Annotated in this window: 16 protein-coding genes; 11 read left to right on the top strand and 5 right to left on the bottom strand. The window is 47.0% G+C overall.

Annotation, left to right across the window (positions count from 1 at the left end):
- Nucleotides 1-736 precede the first annotated feature (736 nt).
- Nucleotides 737-3,019 carry a formate C-acetyltransferase gene (gene pflB, locus HG547_RS11210; RefSeq protein WP_169547871.1) on the top strand — a complete coding sequence of 761 codons (2,283 nt, stop codon included), beginning with the start codon at nt 737-739 and terminating at the stop codon, nt 3,017-3,019.
- Between the two features lie 63 nt (nt 3,020-3,082).
- The gene (gene pflA, locus HG547_RS11215; protein WP_037419790.1) at nt 3,083-3,823 is read left to right on the top strand and encodes a pyruvate formate lyase 1-activating protein; all 741 of its coding nucleotides are present in this window, start codon (nt 3,083-3,085) and stop codon (nt 3,821-3,823) included.
- Nucleotides 3,824-3,837: 14 nt separating this feature from the next.
- Here pflA and yfbV read toward each other — a convergent pair whose 3' ends face one another.
- A complete protein-coding gene (gene yfbV, locus HG547_RS11220) occupies nt 3,838-4,281 on the bottom strand; it encodes a terminus macrodomain insulation protein YfbV (protein WP_086023991.1) in 444 nt (147 codons plus the stop codon).
- Between the two features lie 141 nt (nt 4,282-4,422).
- On the opposite strand from yfbV, the gene ackA reads away from it, so the two are divergent.
- The 3 genes from ackA to HG547_RS11235 all read left to right on the top strand — a co-directional run bounded on the left by ackA (nt 4,423) and on the right by HG547_RS11235 (nt 8,790).
- Entirely contained in the window at nt 4,423-5,622 is a 1,200-nt protein-coding gene (gene ackA / locus HG547_RS11225; protein ID WP_037419788.1) for an acetate kinase, read from the top strand.
- A gap of 121 nt (nt 5,623-5,743) precedes the next feature.
- Nucleotides 5,744-7,897 carry a phosphate acetyltransferase gene (gene pta / locus HG547_RS11230; protein ID WP_037419786.1) on the top strand — a complete coding sequence of 718 codons (2,154 nt, stop codon included), beginning with the start codon at nt 5,744-5,746 and terminating at the stop codon, nt 7,895-7,897.
- A gap of 458 nt (nt 7,898-8,355) precedes the next feature.
- Nucleotides 8,356-8,790: a hypothetical protein gene (locus HG547_RS11235; protein ID WP_144346156.1), complete on the top strand. Its 435-nt coding sequence runs from the start codon at nt 8,356-8,358 to the stop codon at nt 8,788-8,790.
- Between the two features lie 589 nt (nt 8,791-9,379).
- Here HG547_RS11235 and HG547_RS11240 read toward each other — a convergent pair.
- Both HG547_RS11240 and HG547_RS11245 read right to left on the bottom strand, forming a co-directional pair.
- Nucleotides 9,380-10,291: a class I SAM-dependent methyltransferase gene (locus HG547_RS11240; protein ID WP_169547872.1), complete on the bottom strand. Its 912-nt coding sequence runs from the start codon at nt 10,289-10,291 to the stop codon at nt 9,380-9,382.
- 6 nt (nt 10,292-10,297) lie between these two features.
- On the bottom strand, nt 10,298-11,404 hold the full coding sequence (locus tag HG547_RS11245; RefSeq protein WP_037426731.1) for an AI-2E family transporter: 1,107 nt from the start codon (nt 11,402-11,404) through the stop codon (nt 10,298-10,300).
- 98 nt (nt 11,405-11,502) lie between these two features.
- On the opposite strand from HG547_RS11245, the gene folX reads away from it, so the two are divergent.
- From folX to gltS, 4 genes are all read left to right on the top strand, one after another.
- Nucleotides 11,503-11,871, top strand: a complete 369-nt coding sequence (gene folX, locus HG547_RS11250; RefSeq protein WP_037419769.1) for a dihydroneopterin triphosphate 2'-epimerase — start codon at nt 11,503-11,505, stop codon at nt 11,869-11,871.
- Nucleotides 11,872-11,952: 81 nt separating this feature from the next.
- The gene (locus HG547_RS11255; RefSeq protein ID WP_037426729.1) at nt 11,953-12,843 is read left to right on the top strand and encodes a TIGR01777 family oxidoreductase; all 891 of its coding nucleotides are present in this window, start codon (nt 11,953-11,955) and stop codon (nt 12,841-12,843) included.
- A gap of 192 nt (nt 12,844-13,035) precedes the next feature.
- The gene (locus tag HG547_RS11260) at nt 13,036-13,239 is read left to right on the top strand and encodes a hypothetical protein (RefSeq protein WP_139122675.1); all 204 of its coding nucleotides are present in this window, start codon (nt 13,036-13,038) and stop codon (nt 13,237-13,239) included.
- A 154-nt stretch (nt 13,240-13,393) separates the two neighbouring features.
- Nucleotides 13,394-14,617: a sodium/glutamate symporter gene (gene gltS / locus HG547_RS11265; protein WP_037426727.1), complete on the top strand. Its 1,224-nt coding sequence runs from the start codon at nt 13,394-13,396 to the stop codon at nt 14,615-14,617.
- Between the two features lie 163 nt (nt 14,618-14,780).
- Here gltS and HG547_RS11270 read toward each other — a convergent pair whose 3' ends face one another.
- Nucleotides 14,781-17,282: an FtsX-like permease family protein gene (locus tag HG547_RS11270; protein ID WP_169547873.1), complete on the bottom strand. Its 2,502-nt coding sequence runs from the start codon at nt 17,280-17,282 to the stop codon at nt 14,781-14,783.
- A 3-nt stretch (nt 17,283-17,285) separates the two neighbouring features.
- Complete coding sequence (locus HG547_RS11275) at nt 17,286-18,035, bottom strand: ABC transporter ATP-binding protein (RefSeq protein WP_047537023.1); 750 nt, start codon at nt 18,033-18,035, stop codon at nt 17,286-17,288.
- A 52-nt stretch (nt 18,036-18,087) separates the two neighbouring features.
- On the opposite strand from HG547_RS11275, the gene HG547_RS11280 reads away from it, so the two are divergent.
- Together HG547_RS11280 and HG547_RS11285 are read left to right on the top strand one after the other, a co-directional pair.
- Nucleotides 18,088-18,687: an arylesterase gene (locus HG547_RS11280; protein ID WP_169547874.1), complete on the top strand. Its 600-nt coding sequence runs from the start codon at nt 18,088-18,090 to the stop codon at nt 18,685-18,687.
- A gap of 144 nt (nt 18,688-18,831) precedes the next feature.
- Nucleotides 18,832-19,899, top strand: a complete 1,068-nt coding sequence (locus HG547_RS11285; RefSeq protein ID WP_037419975.1) for a DUF3083 family protein — start codon at nt 18,832-18,834, stop codon at nt 19,897-19,899.
- Nucleotides 19,900-19,971 lie beyond the last annotated feature (72 nt).

Genomic DNA, 19,971 nt, shown 5'->3' on the forward strand with positions numbered 1-19,971 from the left:
ATTATTCACTGACTAGATTAAGCAGATTTAACCTTATACAGAGTGAGTGAAGCATAAGTATCCTTCACTGAGATGGCGGGTTGTTGACTAAGTGCTGTAATCTTTTAAATAGCGGCTCAACAAGAAATCACAGTATTCGAAGCCCGACACAACAATATTCCGCATCAACATCCTTATCTTTAAATGCTTTAGCACCGCCAAGCATTCCGTATAATCAGGCCTTTGTCATCCCAGCTTTACCTGCTCATTGGAGATTAAATCGTAACCATTAAAAATCAATCGATACGGTGATAGCTTTCGCCGGTTAAAAGCGCGACAGTCTGTTAAATAAGCGATAGCTTCAGCCCGCAATGGGCCAACAAAAGCGTGCTTTAATCCTTATTGTGCTAAAAAAATGCTACCTCGCTAGCAAATTTAAGATTAACAGAGTACAAACTCGCCCGTTTAAGATGCGAGACAGTAAGAGCTATGTTAATATGCTTATGGATAATTGGTCTTACCAATTTATAAAAAGAGTTATCGATAGCCGATAATCCACGTTAAACGTATATTTGTCATCTTATCGGGTATCAATAGACAGACACTTGGCGCGATAAACATCCCCAAGTTCCAGTTCCCATCATAGGGCGTCATCTTGAAGGGAGCTTTAATCAGGAAATAGCAATTGGCCTATACTCAACATGGCTTACACCATGAGCGCCAATGACCTTTATCTCAACCAAAAGGTATTAGTACGATGACCGACAAAACTGAACTGTTTGCCAACGCATGGGAAGGTTTTACCCCTGGCGATTGGAAATCTGAAGTCAATGTACGTGACTTTATTCAACAAAACTATGCTCCCTATGAAGGTGACGAGTCATTTCTAGCCGGTGCCACCGAAGCCACAACCCAGTTGTGGGACAAAGTGATGGAAGGCATCAAGCAAGAAAACCGCACCCACGCGCCAGTAGATTTCGATACTAAGATGGTCTCAACCATCACTTCCCATGACGCGGGTTATATCAATAAAGATTTAGAAACTATTGTTGGTTTACAAACCGACGCGCCTCTCAAGCGCGCTATGTTACCTAACGGTGGTATTCGTATGGTGGAAAGCTCATGCGCCGCCTACGATCGCGTACTAGATGAAGATGTTAAATACATTTATTCAGAACTGCGTAAAACCCACAACCAAGGCGTATTCGACGTCTACACCCCTGAAATCATGGCGTGTCGTAAATCCGGTGTATTAACCGGTTTACCCGATGCCTATGGCCGTGGCCGTATCATCGGTGACTATCGCCGTGTTGCACTTTACGGTATCGACTTCTTAATGAAGGATAAATTTGCCCAGTTCAGCTCGCTGCAAGCCCAGTTTGAAGCCGGCGAAGATTTATCTAACGTTATCCAACTGCGTGAAGAAATTGCCGAGCAGCACCGCGCACTGGGCCAAATGAAGAAAATGGCCGCGAAATACGGTTTCGATATTTCTCGCCCAGCCGCAAACGCCAAAGAAGCGATCCAATGGACATATTTTGGCTACTTAGCTGCGGTTAAGAGCCAAAACGGCGCGGCAATGTCTTTAGGCCGTACTTCATCATTCCTCGATATCTACATCGAGCGCGATCTGAAAAACGGCGTTATCACTGAGCAACAAGCTCAAGAAATGATTGACCATTTCGTGATGAAACTGCGTATGGTGCGTTTCCTACGTACTCCAGAATACGATGAGTTATTCTCAGGCGATCCAATTTGGGCAACCGAATCTATCGGCGGTATGGGCTTAGATGGCCGTACACTGGTGACCAAATCAAGCTTCCGTTTCTTGAACACGCTATACACCATGGGCCCAAGCCCTGAGCCAAATATCACTGTGCTCTGGTCTGAAAAACTGCCTGTTGGCTTTAAAAAGTACTGCGCAAAAGTGTCTATCGACACCAGCTCAATTCAGTACGAAAACGATGACTTAATGCGTCCAGATTTCCAATCTGACGATTATGCGATCGCTTGCTGCGTGAGCCCTATGGTTGTGGGTAAACACATGCAGTTCTTCGGTGCTCGCGCTAACTTAGCGAAAACCATGTTGTATGCGATTAACGGCGGCGTTGACGAAAAACTGAAAATCCAAATCGCGCCAAAAGCCGACCCAATCACTGACGAAGTGCTGAACTTTGATGATGTGATGAATCGCTTAGACGGTTTAATGGATTGGTTAGCAACGCAATATGTCACAGCACTGAACGCCATTCACTACATGCACGACAAGTACTCCTACGAAGCTGCGCTAATGGCGCTGCACGACAGAGATGTACGTCGCACTATGGCCTGTGGTATCGCAGGGCTTTCAATCGCAGCCGACTCACTGTCAGCCATCAAGTACGCTCAAGTTAAACCTGTACGTGATGAAAATGGCATTGCCGTTGACTTTGAGATCAGTGGTGACTATCCAAAATTTGGTAACAACGACCCACGTGTTGACGATATCGCCTGTGACTTAGTTGAACGTTTTATGGCGAAAATTCGCGACCGTAAAATGTACCGCAACGCGATCCCAACGCAGTCAATTCTGACCATCACCTCGAACGTAGTTTATGGTAAGAAAACCGGTAACACCCCAGACGGTCGTCGTTCAGGTGCGCCATTTGCACCGGGTGCAAACCCAATGCATGGCCGTGATGAAAAAGGCGCAATCGCCTCGTTAACCTCAGTGGCTAAACTGCCTTTCGCCCACGCTCAGGACGGTATCTCTTACACCTTCTCTATCGTACCTAATGCCCTAGGTAAAGATGAAGACGGTCGCCGTACTAACCTGGCGGCGTTGATGGACGGATATTTTGCCCACAACGAAGGACACGAAGGCGGTCAACACTTGAACGTGAACGTGATGAACCGTGAAATGCTCGAGGATGCGGTTGTCAACCCAGACAAGTATCCACAACTGACCATTCGTGTTTCTGGTTATGCAGTTCGCTTCAACTCACTGACTCCAGAACAGCAACAAGATGTGATCACGCGTACGTTCACAAAAGGTCTGTAAGCTAAATTAGGTAAGGCTGTAGTACAATGTGCTACAGCCTCACTTATTTCAACAGGAGTCACAATGGCAGTTACCGGTCGGATCCACTCAGTGGAATCCTTTGGCACAGTGGATGGTCCAGGCATACGGTTTATCACCTTTATGCAGGGCTGTTTAATGCGCTGCCAATATTGCCACAACCGTGATACTTGGGATCTCGATGGCGGTAAGGAAGTACAAGTCGACGAGTTAATGAGCCAAATCATTAGCTACCGCCCCTTCCTCGATGCCAGCAACGGCGGCGTCACCGCTAGCGGCGGCGAAGCCATATTACAAGCGGAGTTTGTCGCCGAACTCTTTAAAGCCTGTAAAAAAGAAGGCATTCATACCTGTTTAGATACCAATGGCTTTGTGCGTAAGTACACGCCAGTGATTGATGAGCTACTCGATAATACCGATCTGGTGTTGCTCGATATCAAACAGATGAATGACGATAAACACATTGAACTGACCAAGGTTAGCAACCACAGAACGCTGCAATTTGCCGAGTACCTCGCCAAACGCAATCAGCCAACTTGGATACGTTATGTGGTCGTGGGTGGATTTACTGATGATGAAGCCTCGGCATTACAACTGGCCGAATTTATCAAACCCATGAAGAATATTGAAAAAGTAGAACTCCTGCCCTACCACGAGCTTGGTAAACACAAGTGGGAAGCGATGGGAGAAAGCTATCAACTCGATGGTGTCGCACCACCTAGTCGCGAAACCATGGAAAAAATTAAAGCCGTGTTTAGCTCACAGGGGATTAACGCGGCATATTAAGCGCCAAGGGAGGCTTAAAGCTCCTCCCAATAACTGGCATCTAAGCGCTCAAAGGCTATTTTTAAGATGAGCGCCATATCAAGGTAACACGCCTTAGCGCCCAAGGATTGGCAATGAATGCCCATGGCAGACAATTTCGCACTCAACTGATTACTCCAGTCGAACAGCGATAACGGTAATGGATGGCGCGCACGCCAGCCAAGCCATAACAAGCCCTGCAATGGCAAGCTGATAAAAAACAATGCGATCGTGAGTGCTTGGGGTAAAAATCCCCAACCATAGGTATAGAGCTGACTCACACTCGCTAAAATTGCCAATACTGGCATCACCAGAATGGCAAGCTGAGTGGCGCGTACCACCCGATACTCAGGAAAATACAAACCCAGTTGTCTAACCATAGGCCACGTCTTCATATAACGACGACCGTCACCTAAGGTTTTGAGAATATTGAGACTCAATTTTAGACACCTACTACAGAGGAATACTGCTTTTACCATAGCACAATCTGGCACTACGCCCCAAGACTGTGATGGCAAATTACTCGCGTGTTCCCAAGATTTTGAATCGTTAACTTAAACACAATGGCAAAAGGTTTACACATGTCTAATAAACTGGTTTTAGTACTCAATTGCGGTAGCTCCTCACTCAAATTTGCCGTCATTGACGCGCAAACAGGTGACGATCAGATCTCTGGCCTCGCCGAGTGTTTTGGCTTAGAAGACTCGCGCATTAAATGGAAAATCAACGGTGAAAAACATGAGTCCTCTTTAGGTGCATTCACCGCTCACCGTGAAGCCGTTGAATTTATCGTCAATAAAATCCTCGCGGGTCAACCTGAATTAGCCGCACAAATTCAAGCCGTAGGTCACCGTATCGTGCACGGTGGAGAAAAGTTCACCCGCTCTGTGATCATCGACGAGCATGTGATCAAAGGTATTGAAGAATGTTCTTCACTAGCACCGCTGCATAACCCTGCGCACCTTATCGGCATTCGCGCGGCCATTGCATCTTTCCCTAAACTGCCCCAAGTGGCGGTGTTCGATACTGCGTTCCACCAAAGTATGCCAGAGCGCGCTTTCATCTACGCCCTGCCATACAAATTGTACCGTGAGCACGGTATCCGTCGTTATGGCATGCACGGCACTAGCCACCTGTTTGTCAGCCGTGAAGCCGCTAAAGTGTTGAACAAGCCTTTAGAAGAAACCAATGTGATCTGCGCGCACTTAGGTAACGGTGCCTCTGTGACAGCGGTTAAAGGCGGTAAGAGCGTTGATACCTCAATGGGACTGACGCCGCTTGAAGGCTTAGTCATGGGCACACGCTGTGGCGATCTCGACCCATCTATCATCTACCACTTAGTACACCAACTCGGTTACACGCTGGAAGAAGTCAACAACCTGATGAACAAGCAAAGTGGTCTGCTGGGGATTTCTGAACTGACTAACGACTGCCGTGGCATCGAAGAAGGTTATGCCGATGGCCATAAAGGTGCAACCTTAGCACTGGAGATTTTCTGCTACCGTCTAGCGAAATATATCGCGTCTTACACTGTGCCGCTCGGTCGTTTAGATGCCGTAGTCTTTACTGGCGGTATTGGTGAAAACTCCGATATTATCCGCGAGAAAGTGCTCAACATGCTGCAAATCTTTAATTTCCATGTTGATAGCGAGCGCAACAAAGCGGCACGCTTCGGTAAAAAAGGCATTATCACCGCCGACAACAGTACTGTCGCTATGGTCATCCCAACCAACGAAGAGTGGGTTATCGCCGAAGATTCAATTAAACTCATTAGTAAATAATAAGACTCATTAAGCCGTTTGCGTCGTCAAACGGCTTTATTATTAGTGACCTACAACTAAACAAACACAAGCAAATCCGCAGAGACTACTCTGCCAAAAACCATCGAACTTAGAGGTTTTTATGTCTCGAAATATTATGTTAATCCCCATAGGTACAGGAGTCGGCCTGACCTCCTTAAGCCTTGGTATGGTGCGCGCCTTAGAGCGCCACGGGGTAAAAGTCCAATTCTTTAAGCCTATTTCACAGCTTCGTCCGAATGACAACGGTCCAGAACGCTCAACCACGATTTTAAGCAAATCGCCAACGGTTAATCCGTTAGAGCCCTTCGATATGGCCCATGCTGAAGCGTTGATCCGCGCCGATCAAACCGATGTGCTGATGGAGCAAATCATTGCCCGCGCCGCAGAATGCGCCAGCAACACCGAAACCCTGATTGTTGAAGGTCTGGTACCTACCCGCAACCATCCCTTTGCCGATGACGTTAACTACGCTATCGCTAAAGCTATGGATGCTGACGTGATTTTCATTGCCACTCCTGGCAGTGATACTCCAACAGGGTTAATGAATCGCCTCGAAATTGCCTACAACTCTTGGGGTGGCAAAAACAACAAACGTCTGATTGGTGCCGTGATCAACAAGATTGGTGCACCGGTGGACGATGAAGGTCGTGCACGCCCTGACTTATCAGAAGTGTTTGATCATCAAGGTGTACAACGCTCTGATGCCTCTATCATGTTCCAACTGCCGGGTAAGAGCCCACTGCGCATTTTAGGTAGCGTGCCTTACAACCTAGACTTAGTCGCACCACGCGCCTCTGATTTAGCTAAACACTTACGCGCACGGATTCTTAATGCCGGTGAGATGAATATTCGCCGTCTACGTAAAGTCACCTTCTGTGCTCGCAGCTTACCTAATATGGTCAACCATATTAAGACAGACTCTTTACTGGTGACTTCTGGCGATCGCTCCGATGTGATCGTATCAGCGTGTCTTGCCGCCATGAACGGCGTGAAGATTGGTGCCCTGCTGCTGACAGGTAGCTACGAGCCTGAGCCAGAGATCCTTAAACTCTGTGAACAAGCTTTTGAGACAGGTTTACCGGTTTTCCTGATTGATACCAATACTTGGCAAACCTCATTAAATATCCAACGCTTCGACCATGAAGTGCCAGTGGATGATGCGGTACGTATCGACTTAGTGCAGGAATATGTCGCTAGCCATATCGACCAAACGTGGATTGAGAGCGTCACGAAAAACTCTCCGCGGGAACATCGCCTGTCACCACCAGCGTTCCGTTACAAGCTAACCGAGCTTGCCCGTGCCGCCCACAAAACCGTGGTGCTGCCTGAAGGTGATGAACCTCGTACGATCAAAGCCGCGGCCATTTGTGCTGAACGTGGTATCGCGCGTTGCGTGCTATTAGGTAAAAAAGATGAAATTCTGCGTATAGCGGCTCAGCAAGATGTCGTGCTGGGTGAAGGCGTTGTCATTGTCGACCCCGATGAAGTACGTGATCGCTATGTAGAGCCAATGTTGGATCTACGCCGTAGTAAAGGCTTAACCGAAGTCGTTGCCAAAGAGCAGTTAGAAGACAACATGGTGCTAGGCACTATGATGCTGGCACAAGACGAAGTCGATGGCATTGTCTCTGGCGCGGTTAACACCACCGCCAACACCATCCGTCCACCGCTACAATTGATAAAAACAGCCCCAGGCTCGAGCCTTGTTTCTTCCATCTTCTTTATGTTGATGCCAGATCAAGTGCTGGTTTACGGTGACTGCGCGATTAACCCCGATCCTAATGCTGAACAACTGGCCGATATCGCGATTCAATCGGCAGAATCTGCTAAAGCCTTCGGTATCGAGCCTAGAGTAGCGATGATCAGCTACTCAACGGGTAACTCAGGTACTGGTTCAGATGTGGATAAAGTACGTGAAGCCACTCGTATCGCCAAAGAAAAACGTCCTGATCTGGTTATTGACGGTCCACTGCAATATGACGCGGCCGTTATGCCAAACGTGGCTCGCTCTAAGGCACCTAACAGCCCTGTAGCTGGTCAAGCCACAGTGTTTGTGTTCCCCGATCTCAACACGGGTAACACTACATACAAGGCAGTACAACGTAGTGCTGACCTGATCAGTATTGGCCCAATGCTACAAGGCATGCGTAAACCTGTGAACGACTTATCCCGCGGTGCGTTAGTGGATGACATCGTCTACACTATCGCCCTCACGGCAATTCAAGCGTCACAAAACGATGCTAAAAAATCGTAAATTGAGCTAACAACACGCTCAAGCTAAAAGCACTGATTTGTTCAGTGCTTTTTTATTTCCAGAGGCAAATGGTCGCAAAATAGACAGTATTAAACGCTTAAATTAAAGCCAAAATACGGTGAAAATGTTGCTGATGAAAAACAAACGCTGTGAATAGACTGGAAAGTTTTATAAAAATATCCACAAGGAAAGGCCAGAAATAAGGCTTAACAGAAAGGCGTCACTTTTTAACCAGCCAATAAAGCGCTAGAGTATCAGACACTTATAAAGTATCCATCTAGTCTTCAACATACTTTTCCACAGATTCTGTGGATAACCTAAAAAGCGAATCCTTTAAGGTATGCCACAACCATTGGACAGGAGTCAAGACATTCTCGCCAAAGATGCCCATTATTACAAAACTTGAACATAGCCGCTAAAATCGCGATACTCGTGACAAATTCCTATAACTAAAAGCCATGAGAACCTTATTTTTCCTTTCATTACTGTTTTTGTTTGGCTGTGGCGAACCCACAGACAAAGAACAACACGTGCTCACGCCCGAAGAAGTCAGCCTAGGCTTTTTTAGCGCCATTTATGTTGACCGAGATGTCGAAAAAGCCAAGCAGTATGTTAATGAGCAGCTCAAAGAGGTACTCACCCACTACTATATCGCTGCCGCAGTACAACGTAATGTGCTTAGCCTGTCTATGACTAATGTCGAAATGGAAATTGATGATATTGATATCGACTTTTTCCGTAAGTTCACCAAAGACGTTATGGTGGTCGTCAAGATGAAGGGCTTAAAGGGAGGGCAACCTTGGATTGATGACAGAACAATTCGCCTGCATAAAATAAGCGGTAAATGGATTATCGTTGAGATTATGCCCGAAAAACGTAAGGTCAATGGCTAATAGGTTGATAACGCATCAAACGAATATCCGAACTCAGATAAAAAAATAGCAACCCTAAGGTTGCTATTTTCATGTGCTTGTATTTGTTACTTCAGACTCAGAATTGTCCTGTAAGCGAATGGCTTACAGAACTTAGACCGCTTCTTCTTCGTTCTGCGCAGGTAAAGACGTCATCACATCGTCTTTAACTTGGTAGTAAGCGTTTTCGTATTCATGAACTTCCATAACAACTCCTGCTCGATTTTGTAAGGTCGCAAAGGCATGTCGTTCTATGCAGACATTTTGCCCATGAGGAAAGGGAATTTCCGTGGCGCTGAGTATACCAAAGCAAAATCAACAATTACAGAAAACTTTCAGTTTTGTTTCCAACTTAAAGATGAAATCGGTGCTTTATCGTTGAAAATGCCAAAAAGCAGTATTAAACCATGAAAGACTTTCAGCCGATGTAGGATGATGTGCTAAAGAATTGTGGTTGATAAATAAAGCATATAAGAAGATGAGTGCAAAATGGGAGCAATTGCGTAGAAAGGTAATATGGATGCTATAAAAGTAGTCATCAAGGCCACTTAACCCTGATGACTACTGTAGTTTACGCTTTTAAACGATACCGCAGCACCTTTAATGATTTCTCCTCAGAGATGTCTGCAAAGGATGCAGGGTTAGGTAAACGTTCAAGGTATTCAAGCTCAGGAGCCGCCTCCTCAACCTGCTGACGCAAAAATTGAGTGTCAAGCTCTGGCGCATTTAAGCAAAGCAAGACTTCAGCATTATCGGCTAACAACTCGGGTAAATGCCTGAGCAAACGCACATAATCCTTAGTTGCTACAAAACTGCCCTTTTGATTACTCGGCGGATCAGCAACCACGATGTCATAGGGGCCTAACTTACGCAATTTACCCCACGATTTAAAAATATCATGCCCTAAAAAACGCGCGCCAGCGGTAAAGCTATTCAGCAGATGATTCTGCTTACCTATCGCCAGCGCTCCCTTACTCATGTCCATATTCACCACTTCATCGGCGCCGCCCTGCAGTGCTGCCACCGAGAATCCACAGGTGTAAGCAAACAAATTCAGCACTTTCTTGTGGCGTGCATTGGCTCTCACCCATTCACGGCCATTGGCCATGTCGAGGAACAAACCGTGGTTTTGACCACGCAGTAAATGTACCTGAAACCTCGCACCATTTTCAGTCACGAAATGAGGCTCTGGCACGTCACCCGCCAGTAATTGACTAAAGGTTTCGCCACCACTGCGGTATTGATACACCAAATTTAATGGCTGATTGGGTTGTATCACTTGCCAACGTGCCGTAATGGCCTGTTGGCAAAGGGCGAGCTCAGCTGCTTCAAGGGCCGAAAAACTGGTCAATAACAATACGGGCGCGAACCAATCTAAGCAAAGATGCTCGCAACCTGGATAATGTCCACCGCGGCCGTGGAATAAGCGCGTGGCATCTTCACTGACTTTTATTGTCGCCAGTGCATCTATAAAACCTTGCATTATCTACTACTTCTTATCAGTTGGATGAGTATCGACAGGTTCAAAAACCGGAGTAGTGCTTGTCGATTGGCTCACCAGTTTATCATCCACATCATCGGACAATAAAATGGCTAACCAGCTACCACTCTTACTGGATTCAAGGGCAATTTTAACCACCATGGTTAAGGGAACCGACAACAACATGCCAACAGAACCCAACAACCAGCCCCAAAAAATTAACGATAGAAATACCACTAAAGTGGAAAGCCCGAGACCGCGGCCCATAAATTTAGGTTCGACCACATTGCCCATCACCATATTCGCGCCGATGTAAAGCAGCGCGGTCCCGCCTGCAGCCGCGGGGCCTAATTGGATAAAGGCCAGCAATACAGCAGGAATAGCAGCAATAATTGAACCGATATTGGGAATATAGTTGAATAAAAAGGCGATAACCGCCCAAAGCAGCGCGTAATCCACACCGATAAAGGCCAGTCCAATACCGACGATCAAGCCCGTCGCTAAACTAACGAGGGTTTTAATCACCATATATTGATTTACCGATTGCAGAAAACGGTCAATCTGTTGCAGGCGCATATCCGGATCATCCAAGGCCAAGTGCAATTTTTTCGGTAAAGACTGCGCTTCAAATAGCATAAAGACGATGGTCAGGATGATAAGGAACAAATTCGCCATCACATTACCCACACCCGACAACATATTGGTGGTCATGGATAGCGCCATGCCAGGGTCAAAATAGGCTAACACTTGCTCCTTAGAGATTTGAATATTGAGTGCCTGTAACTTATGTAGCACCCAAGAAAACTGCTCCACCAGCTGATCGCGATATTGGGGCAACTGCTTAGAAAACTCATTGATTGAACTGCCCACTAAAGAGGCGAGCCATAAGCCCATCAACACGATAAACCCCATTAGCAGGATTACGGCAAGCCATTTAGGCAACCTATACTTAGTCATCAAGACAATTGCTGGATTACAAATCACCGCAATAAAACAGGATAAAACAAAGGGAACAACAATCGGGCTGGCGGCCTTTATCCCTGCCAAAATAATCACTACAAAAGCCATAACTGCAAAACCTTTATAGGCGGCAGTCGGCGAATTGGATCGTGTCATGGAGTAAAAATCCTTCTTGATCTTCGATAAAGTTGTTAGGCTAGCCTAAGAAATGTCTCAAACTCAATCACCTAAGCATTAGATACTAGATTGTTATTATGAAACCAGAAACCGCGATTATACGCATTAAAAACTTAAGACTGCGCACTTTTATCGGCATAAAAGAAGATGAAATCCAAAATAGGCAGGATGTAATCATTAATGTCGTTATCCATTACTGCGCCGCCAAAGCTCGCAACAGCGATAATGTCGATGATGCGCTTAATTATCGTACTATCACAAAAAAGATCATTGAGTTGATTGAAAACAATCGCTTCTCACTACTTGAAAACCTTACCAGCCAAACCTTAGCCATTGCCAGCGAACATCCTTGGGTTGAATTTGCCAGTGTCGAAATCGATAAGCCCCATGCCCTGCGCTTTGCTGATTCGGTATCGATGGAACTGTGTTACCAAAAAAATCAATAAAGTGATCCCCACTTGTCCGTTGTCGTATATTGCTTATAAGGTTTGAAATAAAAGAAGCCACCCTCACCTAAGGATTTGACGATGAAGATTTTGATAACGGGAGCAAGTGGGTTTATTGGTCAGCAATTAGTGGCCCATTTAGCCAACCATCACCAACTGTTATTGCTGACTCGCCATCCTGCCAATAGTCGGCAATTATTGGGCCCGCAGCATCAATATCTAAGCTCCTTAGACGAAATTGATGATTTGAATCATATCGATGCCGTGATCAATCTCGCCGGAGAACCGATTGTTGCTAAACGTTGGAGTGCGCAGCAAAAACAACGCATCTGCGATAGTCGCTGGAATATCACCGCAAGACTAAGCCAACTGATTTTGCAAAGCAGTAATCCACCTCAGGTGATGATAAGCGGCTCTGCAATTGGCTTTTACGGCCGTCAAGGCGCGAATACGATTGACGAACACGCAGCCCCCCACCCTGAATTCAGCCATGACATTTGTAAAGAATGGGAGCGACTCGCGCTAGAGGCTGCAACTAAAACCCGTGTTTGTATCCTACGCACGGGTATAGTGCTTGGGCATGGCGGTGCGCTAGCTAAAATGCTCCCACCCTTTAAACTCGGCCTTGGTGGGCCTATAGGCCATGGTCGTCAAGGGATGAGTTGGATACATATCCACGATATGGTGGCCCTGATCGACTTTCTACTTTGTCATGAAACTTGCCAAGGCATATTTAATGCCACAGCCCCCCATCCTGTCAGTAATGCTGAATTTTCTAAAACTCTTGGTAGAGTATTAAACCGTCCAGCCTTTATGACAGCACCTGCACCAGTTTTACGACTCGCAATGGGTGAAATGGCGGATCTGCTGATCGAAGGCCAATTTGTTCTCCCCAAACATGCGCTCGACGCAGGCTTTAGTTTCCGTTTTGCTCAACTTGAGCCAGCACTTAAAGACCTACTCACAAGTTAATCTGTTTTATGGCGTCATTCATACCCCGTAACTGGCTTGGTAATAAAATGTTATCAAGCCAATCGGCAAGCGTTAATATGATGCTGAAGAATGACTTAGAAATCAGAGATAAAAAACCAAGTATAGAATTTGTTTATCAGCCTAGTGCAACAAGGCTGATTAGACCGATTTGGCAACAGCATCAAAACATAAATGCAACACAATGATTCTAAAGACTATTTAGCGACATCAACCCGTTTTTCTGTTACACTTTCGCCTCTTGCTTATCGATATTGTCGTGTTAGCACCCGCACTGAAGCACAGTTAACGCCCCAAGCAAGACCATTATCTTCAGTACTCGCCCACTCAGTGGCGATGCTGATCAACTATACCAATACGGTTCATATTCGCGCTTAATATTTCTTCTCCAACCTTGGGGATTGACAAGAATCGGTCCTTAGATCGCGCGTTTAACACTTAGCATTAGCGAGAGCTAAACAATGAGATGGGTCACCCTAACTCACCTTGAGTCGAGCGGTATTCCCACACAAACCATTTGTAAGGAACTATCATGCACACCACTTACACAATTGGCGAACTCGAGTCGTTCTTAATTGCTATCTTCGTGCTGTTTATTGGCCATTCCATCAATCGCCATGTGCGTGTTTTTAAACAATACAATATTCCAGAGCCTATCGTAGGTGGACTGGTCATCGCCGCAGTCGTTGCCTTTTTACATTTCCAAGACATCACTCTCATCTTTAGTTTACCCATGCAAAATACCTTAATGCTGATGTTTTTCAGCACCATAGGTTTATCGGCTAACTATAAGCTACTGCTTAGTGGCGGCAAGAAAGTGTTTATCTTTCTCGGCGTGGCCTCGGTCTATATTATTATTCAAAATGCGGTTGGCGTGAGTCTCGCGAGCCTCCTTGGTTTAGACCCTATCTTAGGACTTATCGCAGGCTCGATTACCCTCTCTGGCGGCCATGGAACAGGTGTTGCTTGGTCACAAACCTTTGCCGAAAACTACGGCATCAACACCTTAGAACTTGCCATGGCGGCGGCGACCTTTGGCTTGGTCATGGGCGGTATTATCGGTGGCCCTGTCGCGCAGCGACTCATTGGCAAGCACAATCTGATATCTAGTTACGGCATGGGCCGTAAGCACCACGCCACGCATCCACAACTGGTAACCTATGATCAGCTCGAAGAGGACCAAGTTACCGCCAAGACAATCATCGAAACCCTGTTTGTACTGCTGATCTGCGTTGCGGGGGCAAAATGGTTTACTGTGTTTGTCAGCGAATATCAGCTGAATTGGCTCAAGATGCCAGACTTTGTCTATGCCCTGTTTCTTGGCGTTATCATCGCCAACATCACCGAAGTCACCCGTGGTTATAAACCGCATACTGAGAGTATCGATGTGATAGGCACAGTGGCACTGTCGTTATTCCTCTCTATGGCATTGATGAATCTCAAGTTGTGGGAAATTTTAGATCTAGCGATCCCACTACTGATTATCCTGTTGGTGCAAACCGTCGTGCTGGCGCTGTTCGCCTATTTTGTAACCTTTAAAGTGATGGGCAGCAATTACGATGCAGCTGTGATCACTGGCGGTCACTGTGGCTTTGGTATGGGCGCCACCCCAACCGCAGTGATGAACATGGGCGCACTGGTATCGCGCACTGGCCCTTCTCCTCAGGCCTTTATGGTGGTACCGATTGTCGGCGCCTTCTTTATCGATATCGTCAATTTGATTGTATTGCAGGGCTACCTCAGTTTTATAATGTAACCCTACAAGGCTTTGTAATGAACTGAACGGTAAAGTCATCATCGTTGTCATCCAATGATAGCAACGATTTCACCGCCAATAAAAAAGCACTGGTTATGTCAGTGCTTTTCATTTTACAAATGAGGTGTTACAGCGTTTACTTCAGCTCCAAACTGACCTCATCTTAAGTGCCCACTTTTAATAATTCAGCGCAGGATTGATTGAGTAATTGGCGGCAGCGCCATACACCCAGCAGCGCGACCAATAAGGCGCCGAAGACTGGGGCAATCCCCCACCAGGGCCAGTGCATATACACGTTGAGCTCAAACACTTGGGTCTTTAACAGATACAGCGCAAATTCCGCCACTATCACTGCAAGCACCCCAGCTATGCCCCCCAGTAAGGCAAATTCAAGCCCAGTGGCACTACGCAGTAACCAGCCCGAGGCGCCAAAGGTACGCAGCACCGCGAGTTCACGCTGGCGCGTCGCCATTCCCGCCTCGGTTTGGGCGATAAGCACTAAGGAACTCGCTAGTAAGACGAGGACCAAAACCAGCGTCAGCGACAGTGACACCTGCTCAATGATCTGCCGCAATTGCCCCACCATGGCGCCGACATCGATAATCGATACCGTAGGGAACTGCTGAATAAGTTCGAGGATCACTGTGTTCTTTGGTGCGCCACTCCCTTGTACATCCGCATTTTTGTCGTCGAGGTAAAAGCTTGCCATCGAGGTATAGGCAAAGGGCGCCAACGCTTCTTGGGTGAAGATCATGAAGAAGTTTGGCTGTAATGTTTCCCAGTGCACGGCACGAATACTGGCGACCTTAACCCTTAGCTCTTGGTTATCAATCATATAGGTCAGCGTATCGCCCAGTTTTAGCCCTAAACGATCGGCAACACCGGATTCCACCGACACCTCATCAGCAGCTTGATTAAAATGCCCTTCAATCAACTCGTTGTTGGCAGGCAAGCTATTGCGCCAAGTGAGATTAAGCTCGCGGGAAATCCCTACTCGCCCCTTCTCTCCGGCCTCGGCCTGCTCGTTAGAGATCAAGATCTCACCATTAATTTGCGTTAGCCGGCCACGAATGACGGGGTAGATATCCGTGGCTGCTATGCCCTTTTGTGCCATAAAGTCGTTTAATGGTTTAGCATCATCGGGGGCGATATTGACCAAGAAATAGTTAGGTGCATTCTCGGGCAGCTGTTTTTGCCACTCGTTGAGTAAATCCTGTCTAAGCGCCAAAATCGTCAGTAACAATACCAAAGCCGCACTAAAGCCCACCAGTTGCACCGCATTTTGCCGCGCACGGCGGCGTAACCCCGCAAGTGCCAGTTGCAATGGGTTGGTGGTTTTCATGCCGACACTGTGGCCAAGGCGGATCATCACAAAACCTAAAATACTGAGCAATACGCCGAGTAGCAGCACAGCCGCGACTACCGTCAGTGTCAGCGCCCAGCTTTGGGAATACAAATATCCCAACAGGGCCATCGCCCCTAAACTTAAGAGTAAATGCAGCCACATGCCAAGCTGCAAGCCTTCGAGTTGTCTTTGTAAAACGCGCAGCGGCGGAATCGCCAGTAAACGCATTAAAGGATAGGCCGAAAACATAAAAGCGCTGATAAGCCCAGTGCTGATCCCAAGCAATAGCGGTCGTGTCAATGGCGGCGAATAGGCAGCGATTTCAGGGGGTAACAGTTGATTAATGCCTAAATCCAGCAGTGCCCCGCCGATTAACCCCAGCACAATGCCAAACAGCGTTACGAGCAATAAATGGATGCCAAATAGTCGACGAATTTGCGTTGACGAGGCACCAAAGGTTTTAAGCATAGCCACCACATCATAATGACGTTGGCAGTAACGCTGGGCGGCAATCCCAATCGCGGCGCAAGCAAGGGCAATACCGAGCAAGCTTGCCAGCAGTAAAAAACGCTCCGCCCGCTTCACCGCGCCCGCTATCGGTGAGTCGCCAGACTGCACATCGACCCAGCGCTGGGAATTATTCAGCAGCGGTTTAACGCTATTTTCAAAGGCGCTTAAGGCGCTTTCTTCACCGGCAAATTGATACAGATACGTCACTCGGCTGCCGGGTTGGATAACCCCAGTCTTGGCGACATCTTCTATCCGCATTAATACCACGGGGGAAGAAGCAAACGGATTAAAACCCGCATCGGGTAAGCGGCTGATTTCTTGACTTAAACGAAACTCACTGTTGCCTAATTCCAGTGTTTGCGGGTATCCCAAGAGTCCCCCTAAGCGACTCTCGAACCACACCTCATCGGCGTGGGGCAAGTCTTGGGCTTTTACATCTTGGCCATTGACCGCTTTAAGTTCGATGTCTCCCTTAAGTGGATAACCGGACTCAACCGCACGCACTGTGACTAACTGAAACTTATCCCCCGCATACACCATGGAATTAAATTGCATATTGGTGACATGCTTAAGGCCAAGCTCCTCGGCCTTGGCCAGAATGCTGGCGTCAATTTGAACGGGAGAGTCGATAATACGATCGGCGGCGATAAACTGAGTCGCTTGTCCGTTGATAGCAACTTGCAAACGCTCACTGACCCGCGCAAGACCGCTAACCGACAGCACCGCCAAGGTAATGGCGAGGATAATCAATAACAACTGCCCCTGTTGCAACTCGCGCTTAAACAGGCGCCATGCCAAATTAAGCTCCATGGGTTAGGCCTCCTTGGCGCTTAATTCAAGGTTGTCATTCACATTGTGCGATTGGGCCGAATCCAACTCTTCCTGCAAGTGGCCGTTGTCCATAACCAGTTGCCTTTGGCAACGCTTCGCCAGTTGTAAGTCATGGGTGACTAGGATGAGCGTGGTGTAGCTTTCTTGGTTCAGCTCAAACAACATATCGGCAATTTTATGGCCGTTAACACTGTCCAAATTGCCGGTTGGCTCGTCGGCAAATAGCACTTTAGGTTCACAAATAAAGGCGCGGGCAATGGCCACCCTTTGCTGCTCACCGCCGGATAACTGTTTAGGTAAATGAGTCAAACGGTGGGATAACCCCACGCGCCCCAGCATGGCCTCGGCCTTCTCCTTGGCATTTTTAACCCCGGCAAGCTCGGCCGGTAGCATCACATTTTCAAGGGCGGTTAAGGTATCAACTAACATAAAAGATTGAAAAATAAAGCTCACTTTTTGCTTACGCAGCGCGGCTTTCTGTTCTTCATTGAGCGGTGATAGGGCCTGGCCATCGAGCCAAATCTCCCCCGCCGTTGGGGTGTCGAGCGCGGCGAGTAAGCCAAGCAATGTCGATTTACCCGAGCCGGAGGGTCCTAATATCGCGACACTTTCGCCCTGCTTGACATCTAAGTTAATGCCCTTGAGGATAGTGAGCGAACCTTCCTGAGTAGTCACCGATTTTTCGAGGTTAACCACATTAATGGCACTATTTTTTGAAACGACGTTAGACATAGGATCCTTCTTATACAAATCGTTCTTGCGTCAATTGCTAAGATGCAAGCCTATGGCAAAGGCCGTGAGCGCCTGCATCCTGTTAAGTCTATTTATAACCACGCCAGTTCAGGCGGCGAAAGTGTTGATCCTCGGCGATAGCTTAGGTGCCAGCTATGGCATGTCGGAACAAGTAGGCTGGGTGGCGCTGCTGCAAAAAAACTTACCCGAGCATGAATTTACCAACGGTTCGGTGAGCGGTGAAACGACAGCGGGCGGTTTGCGTCGTTTGCCTGCGCTGCTCGATTCCGTTGCCCCCGATTTGGTAGTAGTCGAACTCGGTGGTAACGATGGTCTACGTGGATTCCCCCCGACGCAACTCAAAAATAACCTAACCCAAATCATTACCCTAGCCAAAAATAGCGGTGCTAAAGTGCTACTGACCGAAATCATGGTACCGCCTAACTATGGCCCTCGCTATAGCCAAAAGTTCACCCAAGTGTATCAAGAGATTGCAAAAGATGAGGATATTGACCTTATCCCCTTCTTTATGCAGGAGGTCGCACCCCATCCAGAGTTGATGCAAAGAGACGGTATTCATCCCAATGAAAAGGCCCAAGAGAAGATTGCCACTTGGATGCAACCTTGGATTGAAAAAGCCTTAACTCAATAAAATCGCTGCAATTTTAAGCTAATAAACAGCTTGCTGATGTAAACTTGTATTTAAGCGATAAAAACATGCTCCAACGCAACATTAACGCCTGAGATAAACAGTAAAATTCGTGTTAGCAAATGGTTAACCCAACAAGGAGTCAATATGTCCCTTAGCCATCAGCAAAAAGTGTACATACCCAAGGAAGCTCGTACCAATCAGTACATCACCGCCGAAATTAAAGTCACGGATGAATTACTGGCGCAATACCCCGATTACCATAGCTGTTATCAAACCTTAAGCCGCATTATTTTTAACTTGGCAGAACAACACGATCTCCGTAACGTCCATGTGATCACTAACGATAAACTGCCAGTCGTGCGTTACCATACCGAAGCGTATTGTTTCCAAACCGCTGAACAAATTCTGTTTTTTTACAATCCCGCCTATCACGAGGCACAAAATCTGTTCACTGCGGACAACTACCGCGCCCGCAAACTGCGTATTGTTTTCTTAGCGACTGGCGATGAAATCCGCAGCAACTCAGCTAATTTCCATACCCGTGTACGGGAGCTATTAAACGAATTAATGCCTAAGCTGCCGATTAAAGATCTTAAGGTAAAGATCCGCGACCACCAGCATTTATCCTATGATTTATTCGCCAAATCAAAAGGTAATAAAGAAACCTACGGCTATAAACTCAGAGCCATTGCACCAAGATACAAGGCCAGAAAATGTGACCTGCCGGAAAATGTCAGTTCACTCACCTATGTCACCGTCAGCCTGCCGCTGAGTCGCAAACTCAAACAAGGTTTACTACCAGAGTCAGCAACTGACTTTAGCCCGTTATATCAACACCTTGAGGATAATTTCATCAAGGCGGCGACCAATAAGCAATTAACGCGCTTGGCTATGATCGCCAACGGCTTAACTCCCTTAGTGCGTAACAGTAAGTTTGAAAAACTCGACAGCAAGGCCGAAGTGCAGATGATTGGTTTTGACCCGAACGCAACTGAGCAGCAAGTAATTCGCCGCTGGGATGCTGATAACTTAGTCGAAGCCGCGCATTTTACTATTGTCGCGGGTGCGAAGGACTGTGATGACTCAGGCTATGGCCGTTTTATGAATAACGTTGAAGCCGCATTGAAAACCTTTGCCGCCGAGATTGGGCTAGATCCTGAGCGTGAAGATCTCGTGGTGCGCTTCCATCAGCACATTAGCTACCAGCTCTAATTATTCGCTGTAGCACGACCGATAACAAAGGGCGCATTTGCGCCCTTTTATCTTTTATTCCAAAGTATTACG

The organism is Shewanella sp. DNRA4 (genome assembly GCF_012843185.1).
GTDB lineage: Bacteria > Pseudomonadota > Gammaproteobacteria > Enterobacterales > Shewanellaceae > Shewanella > Shewanella xiamenensis.

What these genes read in the sequence shown, in the direction of transcription:
- pflB (WP_169547871.1), top strand. Translation starts at nt 737, where the DNA reads ATGACCGACAAAACTGAACTGTTTGCCAACGCATGGGAAGGTTTTACC.
- pflA (WP_037419790.1), top strand. Translation starts at nt 3,083, where the DNA reads ATGGCAGTTACCGGTCGGATCCACTCAGTGGAATCCTTTGGCACAGTG.
- ackA (WP_037419788.1), top strand. Translation starts at nt 4,423, where the DNA reads ATGTCTAATAAACTGGTTTTAGTACTCAATTGCGGTAGCTCCTCACTC.
- pta (WP_037419786.1), top strand. Translation starts at nt 5,744, where the DNA reads ATGTCTCGAAATATTATGTTAATCCCCATAGGTACAGGAGTCGGCCTG.
- HG547_RS11235 (WP_144346156.1), top strand. Translation starts at nt 8,356, where the DNA reads ATGAGAACCTTATTTTTCCTTTCATTACTGTTTTTGTTTGGCTGTGGC.
- HG547_RS11240 (WP_169547872.1), bottom strand. Translation starts at nt 10,291, where the DNA reads ATGCAAGGTTTTATAGATGCACTGGCGACAATAAAAGTCAGTGAAGAT.
- HG547_RS11245 (WP_037426731.1), bottom strand. Translation starts at nt 11,404, where the DNA reads ATGACACGATCCAATTCGCCGACTGCCGCCTATAAAGGTTTTGCAGTT.
- folX (WP_037419769.1), top strand. Translation starts at nt 11,503, where the DNA reads ATGAAACCAGAAACCGCGATTATACGCATTAAAAACTTAAGACTGCGC.
- HG547_RS11255 (WP_037426729.1), top strand. Translation starts at nt 11,953, where the DNA reads ATGAAGATTTTGATAACGGGAGCAAGTGGGTTTATTGGTCAGCAATTA.
- HG547_RS11260 (WP_139122675.1), top strand. Translation starts at nt 13,036, where the DNA reads ATGCAACACAATGATTCTAAAGACTATTTAGCGACATCAACCCGTTTT.
- gltS (WP_037426727.1), top strand. Translation starts at nt 13,394, where the DNA reads ATGCACACCACTTACACAATTGGCGAACTCGAGTCGTTCTTAATTGCT.
- HG547_RS11270 (WP_169547873.1), bottom strand. Translation starts at nt 17,282, where the DNA reads ATGGAGCTTAATTTGGCATGGCGCCTGTTTAAGCGCGAGTTGCAACAG.
- HG547_RS11275 (WP_047537023.1), bottom strand. Translation starts at nt 18,035, where the DNA reads ATGTCTAACGTCGTTTCAAAAAATAGTGCCATTAATGTGGTTAACCTC.
- HG547_RS11280 (WP_169547874.1), top strand. Translation starts at nt 18,088, where the DNA reads ATGGCAAAGGCCGTGAGCGCCTGCATCCTGTTAAGTCTATTTATAACC.
- HG547_RS11285 (WP_037419975.1), top strand. Translation starts at nt 18,832, where the DNA reads ATGTCCCTTAGCCATCAGCAAAAAGTGTACATACCCAAGGAAGCTCGT.